This window comes from Coleofasciculus sp. FACHB-712, assembly GCF_014695635.1.
Lineage (GTDB): Bacteria > Cyanobacteriota > Cyanobacteriia > Cyanobacteriales > FACHB-T130 > FACHB-T130.
In genome coordinates this window covers 1-5,784 of the sequence record NZ_JACJOQ010000613.1, presented here as the reverse complement: position 1 = coordinate 5,784, position 5,784 = coordinate 1, and the positions used below count along the sequence as shown (strand labels likewise).

The 5,784-nt window shown below is 46.2% G+C and carries 6 protein-coding genes and 1 pseudogene; 5 read left to right on the top strand and 2 right to left on the bottom strand.

The genetic code is table 11. The features are described from left to right. Positions 1-858 (top strand): alanine--glyoxylate aminotransferase family protein (locus H6F50_RS22555; RefSeq protein WP_190430427.1); only part of this gene is annotated, 858 nt, incomplete at its 5' end. A 442-nt stretch (positions 859-1,300) separates the two neighbouring features. Here H6F50_RS22555 and H6F50_RS27760 read toward each other — a convergent pair. Further along, positions 1,301-1,432, bottom strand: coding sequence for a hypothetical protein (locus tag H6F50_RS27760; RefSeq protein ID WP_277877651.1), 132 nt, complete (start codon positions 1,430-1,432; stop codon positions 1,301-1,303). 34 nt (positions 1,433-1,466) lie between these two features. Here H6F50_RS27760 and H6F50_RS22550 point away from each other — a divergent pair, with 34 nt between their 5' ends. The 3 genes from H6F50_RS22550 (at position 1,467) to H6F50_RS22540 (ending at position 3,789) form a co-directional block, all read left to right on the top strand. Next, positions 1,467-1,658, top strand: a complete 192-nt coding sequence (locus tag H6F50_RS22550) for a hypothetical protein (RefSeq protein ID WP_190414843.1) — start codon at positions 1,467-1,469, stop codon at positions 1,656-1,658. Positions 1,659-1,986: 328 nt separating this feature from the next. After that, the gene (locus H6F50_RS27335) at positions 1,987-2,172 is read left to right on the top strand and encodes a cyanobactin biosynthesis system PatB/AcyB/McaB family protein (RefSeq protein WP_339380792.1); all 186 of its coding nucleotides are present in this window, start codon (positions 1,987-1,989) and stop codon (positions 2,170-2,172) included. Positions 2,173-2,235: 63 nt separating this feature from the next. After that, entirely contained in the window at positions 2,236-3,789 is a 1,554-nt protein-coding gene (locus tag H6F50_RS22540) for a LamG domain-containing protein (protein WP_190430426.1), read from the top strand. Positions 3,790-4,165: 376 nt separating this feature from the next. Here the strand turns inward: H6F50_RS22540 and H6F50_RS22535 are convergent. Next, positions 4,166-4,652, bottom strand: a pseudogene (locus H6F50_RS22535) (IS5 family transposase); the annotation flags it as partial. A gap of 401 nt (positions 4,653-5,053) precedes the next feature. On the opposite strand from H6F50_RS22535, the gene H6F50_RS22530 reads away from it, so the two are divergent. Then, positions 5,054-5,784 (top strand): DHH family phosphoesterase (locus tag H6F50_RS22530; protein WP_190430425.1); only part of this gene is annotated, 731 nt, incomplete at its 3' end.

The following is a 5,784-nucleotide window of genomic DNA, read 5'->3' as shown; positions in this document are numbered from 1 at the left end:
GATGTGGTTCTAGTGGGCGTTAGCGGGTACTTTGGCAACCGCCTCGTGGATATGGCAGGACGATATGGTGCGGATGTGCGAACGATTACCAAACCTTGGGGGCAAGTGTTCCCCATAGACGAACTCCGAACCGCCTTAGAAACTCATCGCCCAGCGATTCTGGCTTTAGTCCATGCCGAGACCTCCACGGGGGCACGCCAACCCTTGGAAGGAGTCGGCGACCTCTGCCGTGAATTTGACTGTCTGCTATTAGTGGATAGTGTTACCAGTCTGGGGGGCGTCCCCTTGTTTCTGGATGAGTGGAAGGTTGACTTAGCTTATAGCTGTAGCCAGAAAGGGTTAGGTTGTCCTCCCGGTGCTTCGCCGTTTACGATGAGTCCCCGTGCAATTGAGAAATTGCAACAACGTGGCACGAAGGTGGCTAACTGGTATTTAGATATGACGTTGTTGAGTAAGTATTGGGGTAAGGAACGCACCTATCACCACACTGCCCCGATTAACTTGTACTATGCTCTGCGGGAAGCGTTGCGTTTGATTGCAGAAGAAGGAATCGAAAATAGCTGGACGCGCCATCAAAAGAACGTCGAGTATCTCTGGGAAAGTTTAGAAAACTTAGGACTTACTATGCACGTTAAACGAGAGTTTCGCCTGCCAACGCTGACCACTGTTTGCATTCCAGAGGGTGTAGATGGCAAAGCGATCGCGCGTCAACTCCTCAACGAACACAATATCGAAATTGGGGGCGGACTGGGCGAACTCGCAGGTAAAGTCTGGCGTGTGGGTCTTATGGGCTTCAACAGCCGTCCAGAGACTGTGGATCGCCTCCTGGACGCATTGAAACAGGTTTTACCTCATTAGATTGCGAATTTAGGGTGCTAAGAGAAACGCACCCTCCAAAAAGGCGATCGCGCGATCGCCTTTTGTCCCAGTTCTGTCTGTCGTGATTATGCACTTAGAGGATGTTTTAAAAGTCTCCTTGACCGACTTTGACTAGCTCAACTACTGAGGGTTTACTACGGTAGATTGAGCATTTGAGGCTACTTATTCTCCTACTAAGGTAGCTTTCAGAACTTAAGTTGACCCTTTTAAAACATCCTCTTAGGAAGCAATCTTTCAAAATCATCAAATTGACAAGGAAGCTTTGGGAACTCTGGAAGCATTGCAGGCTAGAAAGAAATAGGAGTCACCCAAATGAAAAAAACACGCAAACGTCGTCGAACAAACGCTAGAGTAGCAAGTTTAGCTGGCAGACAGCTTCGCAATCCATTTGAGACGAATAATTTTGTTGGATCACTAATTGTTAGCAAATAATCAAAAACTGAATGACGACAATTAGCATTTCGTGGCTAGTTGCTACCAATTGACCGTATTCGCATTCGCCTACCGCCCAATTGTCAATCTCTTGAGCCAAACCATCGCGAGAACGGCTCAAGAAAATAGCAGAGTTGGTTTGACCAAATGGCGGGATGTTTCTTCACGGCACTCATGTCGCCAGCGTCATTTTTGATCAGCCGGGTAGTCCAGTCATGGGGATTGCTCCTAAATGCAAAGGGTTAAGTATGCCCATGTTTCACGACGCTCGCCTCAATCTGCCCCAACTCGATTTAGCTTATACGATGGCGCAAGCCGTCAATGCTGTGGCGTACATCATCAATTAATCTTACTTTTGGATGCTGTTGTAACATCGCAACTACACTGATATTCAGCTATTACCAATAAGTATTCATTGATACGAAGAAACGTTACAATTTCTTGATTAACCTAAATTTATCTATTTCTATAACTTATGACCAGGCAAAAATCTAGGAAACCGTATTCCCCCAACCGCACTTTCTAGCTGGCTTACTTTTCGGGTTGTAGCGCTTGCAAAATCCTCGATACTTGCGGGCGAAGTCGTCCAAGTTGTTGCCCACGCCTCAATTCACCCAAAGGAACCAAACTATGAAACTCCCCAAACAATCTCCTCCCGTCAAAGGTCCCGATTGAATTCAGACGCACGAAGCCGTTGATGTAGTTCACGGCTTCGTAGAGGAGTTGGTAAACGTGCGGATGAAATTGCAGCATGGCGCAAACTACAACGATCCAGCAGCGTTTGAGTATCGCACCTATAACCAACTTAAAACGTCTGGCTGTGGATGCTTTCACGCCTTTGGCGGGGGTGCATTTGTGTAGTTCAATTGCTTCAGTTTTCCGCTTCTATTCACCATAAAAAACTCAATTAAAACGGTTACAGCTATGGCTAAGTCATCCAAACAAAACCAGGAAGCACCCCTTAAGCCTGTTATTGAATATGTACTGACCTTTGATGGTCAAGATGATTGGGTGGAATTGCCTCCAGCAAGTATTCCCTGGGGCAAGGAAATCACTTGTAGTTTTTGGGCTTATGGCGGAGAAGCACTACCGCAAGGGAATTCAGTAATCGAGGTATGGTGTGCGAACAATCAACGAATACTGAATGTCCATTTACCCTGGAGTAACAGTGCGGTTTACTTTGATTGTGGCAATAACGATCCCCATGTTAACAATTTTGATCGGTTGGCGAAGCATATTGACGCGGCTGATTGCAAGGGCAAATGGACACATTGGGCGTTTACCAAAAACGCGACTACCGGGGCGATGAAAATTTATCTCAATGGAAAATTGTGGCATCAGGCAACAAATAGAACGATGCCTATCCCCCCAGCAGCTAAGGCGGGACTGGGTCGCTCCTTGGGTGGTTCGCAATTATTCTATCCAGGTAGACTGGCAGAGGTGCAGTTATGGAGCCGCGAGCGCACCCAGGCAGAGATTCAAGAGAGTATGCCACATCGTCTGAGGGGAGATGAAGCAGGGTTGGTGAGCTATTGGCCGTTGAACGAAGGAGAGGGTGCGATCGCCCATGACAAAACTAGCAATGCTAATCATGGCACCATTCACGGAAATCCTATTTGGGACTCCACTCTGTCGTTGGTTGATGCTACACCCAGCCCATCTGAAGACGAAGAAGCATCCACTTCACCCACCAAAGATCAGAAAATCCTGCTTGAGCCTGTTATTGAATATGTGCTGACCTTTGATGGTCAAGATGATTTCATCACCTGTCCTGAAGGGATTGTCAATAGCTCTTATACCAAGGAAGCCTGGGTGAAGCTCTCTGAACCACTGGCGCAGTACAACAACATCCTTTCTGGGCATGACCATGCCTTATTTATGCCCAATGGCGGATGTCTGGCATCTGGACATAACAAGAAGTGGTGGCTTGTGAAAGATTCTAGCGCCAGCCCAGCTAATACTTGGATTCATGCGGCTGTTACCTATGATAACCAAACACAAATCATGTGTTTGTATCGAGATGGTCATCTCATCAGCCAAGCCAGTAATGTACCACCGTTTACTCCCTCAGACCGCACCCTCACAATTGGGTCTCATTTTTCTGGCTCCTTCTTTAAAGGTCAAATCACGGCAGCCCGTGTTTGGAACAAAGTGCTATCCCAGGCAGAGATTCAAGAGAGTATGCCACGTCGTCTGAGGGGAGATGAAGCAGGGTTGGTGAGCTATTGGCCGTTGAACGAAGGAGAGGGTGCGATCGCCCATGACAAAACTAGCAATGCTAATCATGGCACCATTCACGGAAATCCTATTTGGGACTCCACTCTGTCGCTGGTTGATGCTACACCCAGTCAACCTGAAGAAGCCTCTTCACTTGAAACACCAATCCAAAAAATAGTTAATTCGTTGATTTGGATTGGGATTGTGCTGGGATTGTTTGCACTCTTTTTATCAATATTTTTCCAGAGGGCAGCGCGATGAATTTCAAATTAATAATGCTGTCGGCTTGAGATAGGCTACCGGGCGATTGTTTTCGACCCAAACTCAAACGCAACACAATGGCAGAGAGTAGAACTGCATTGGGGACAAGTTTTCATCTGAAGCGTCAAAGATAAAATTACTCAGTTGATGCCCAAAGAGGTTTTGCTCTCACGCCTATTTGTATAGTTTGTCCACATCGTTAATGTAGTAGTTACTGGTTACTGCCACTGAGAGGATGTTTTAAAAGGGTCAACTTAAGTTCTGAAAGCTACCTTAGTAGGAGATTAAGTAGCCTCAAATGCTCAATCTACCGTAGTAAACCCTCAGTAGTTGAGCTAGTCAAAGTCGGTCAAGGAGACTTTATAAAACATCCTCTAAGGACTTTTTTAGCTCCTTGACGCTCCGGAACACTACCAGATGTGACCAAGACGCGCAAAACCAACCCTAACAAATCTACCGTCAGATGTCGTTTACGCCCGTGTATCTGTTTAAGAGCGTCATAACCCACATCTATTGAAATCATTGTTGCTGTTTCTACTGATTGGCACACGAGCAGCAACTTCTGATGGACTAGGTTCCCTTCCGGCGGCGGCCCGAACCCACTGATAAAGTTGATCGTGAATCTTCAACCAAGTACCATCTTGGCTCCATCTCCAGAAATAACCATAGACGGTTGACCAAGCTGGAAAATCACCTGGTAAAGCTCGCCAGGTACAACCCTGACACAGTACATAGAGAATTGCATTGACCACCGCCAACAAAGCTACACTGCGCTTCCATCCACCTGGTTTTACTGACGGAAATAGGTCTGCAATTAATTCCCACTGAACACACGTCAGATTACTAGGATATGCTTTAGTCATTTGCTCACAAGGTGCGGGTATCTACAATATTTCAGCTTAAGCCTTGTGAGCTTTCTTACCGCAGCCTCCCCTTTTAAAACATCCTTTTAGTACCCAGCGTCTAATCAGGCTGTGGCGGCATTTTTATCCCATTTCACTTTATATCTACAACAGCTCCGTCTATTGCCTCCAATTTATCGGGGGATGCAAGGGGGATCTCTGCGTAACTCCTATTATTATTAGAAAGTAGAAAGTGTTGTAGTTGTATGAATTTTCAGCTAAATGCTGATGCCAGATTCATATCCCTTTATCAACACATCTGCAATCCTATTTTGTTTTTTAGTTGCCATCTATAGCATCCCTATCTCTTCGCGAGGCAATTATTGTGAGATAGGATGCCAGAAAGAGGGATAAAAAGAAAAATGTCACAGCAGCAACTTCAATGGCAAATCCAATCAACGGTTGAACCACCGGCGGGATTTATTGACGAAGTCAGACGCCACGCCCCAGGATTACCCGGACATTATGCCGCACAGCTGTTGTGGCAACGGGGGATTCGCGATATCCAGCAATTGTCGGGGTTTTTAAATTCTCAGTTGTATCACCCGGCAAGTCCCTTTGAATTTGGGCAGGAAATGCAATGGGCTGTAGAACGATTAATAAAAGCCCGTAACGCGGGGGAAAAAGTTTCCATTTGGGGAGATTTTGATGCTGATGGGATTACGGCAACATCGGTTCTCTGGGATGGACTGGGACAGTTTTTTGCCCAGCAGCAGCAGCTAGTTTATTACATTCCCAATCGTTTAACGGAGTCTCATGGACTCAATGAACGGGGAATTGACGCCCTTGCCCAGGATGGAACGAAGCTAATTGTAACTTGCGACACTGGCAGCACAAATCTGAAGGAAATTGAATATGCCCATCAACTGGGGATTGATGTAATTGTCACGGATCACCACACCCTGCCAGAGGAACGTCCAGCGTTGACAGCTATCATCAACCCTCGCTATTTATCCAAAGATCATCCGATGTTTCACCTTTCGGGTGTGGCAGTTGCCTATAAGTTAGTAGAAGCACTTTATGAAACTTTGCCGGATGTTCCCCAACAGCCGTTAGAAGATTTATTGGATTTAGTGGCAATTGGTTTAATTGC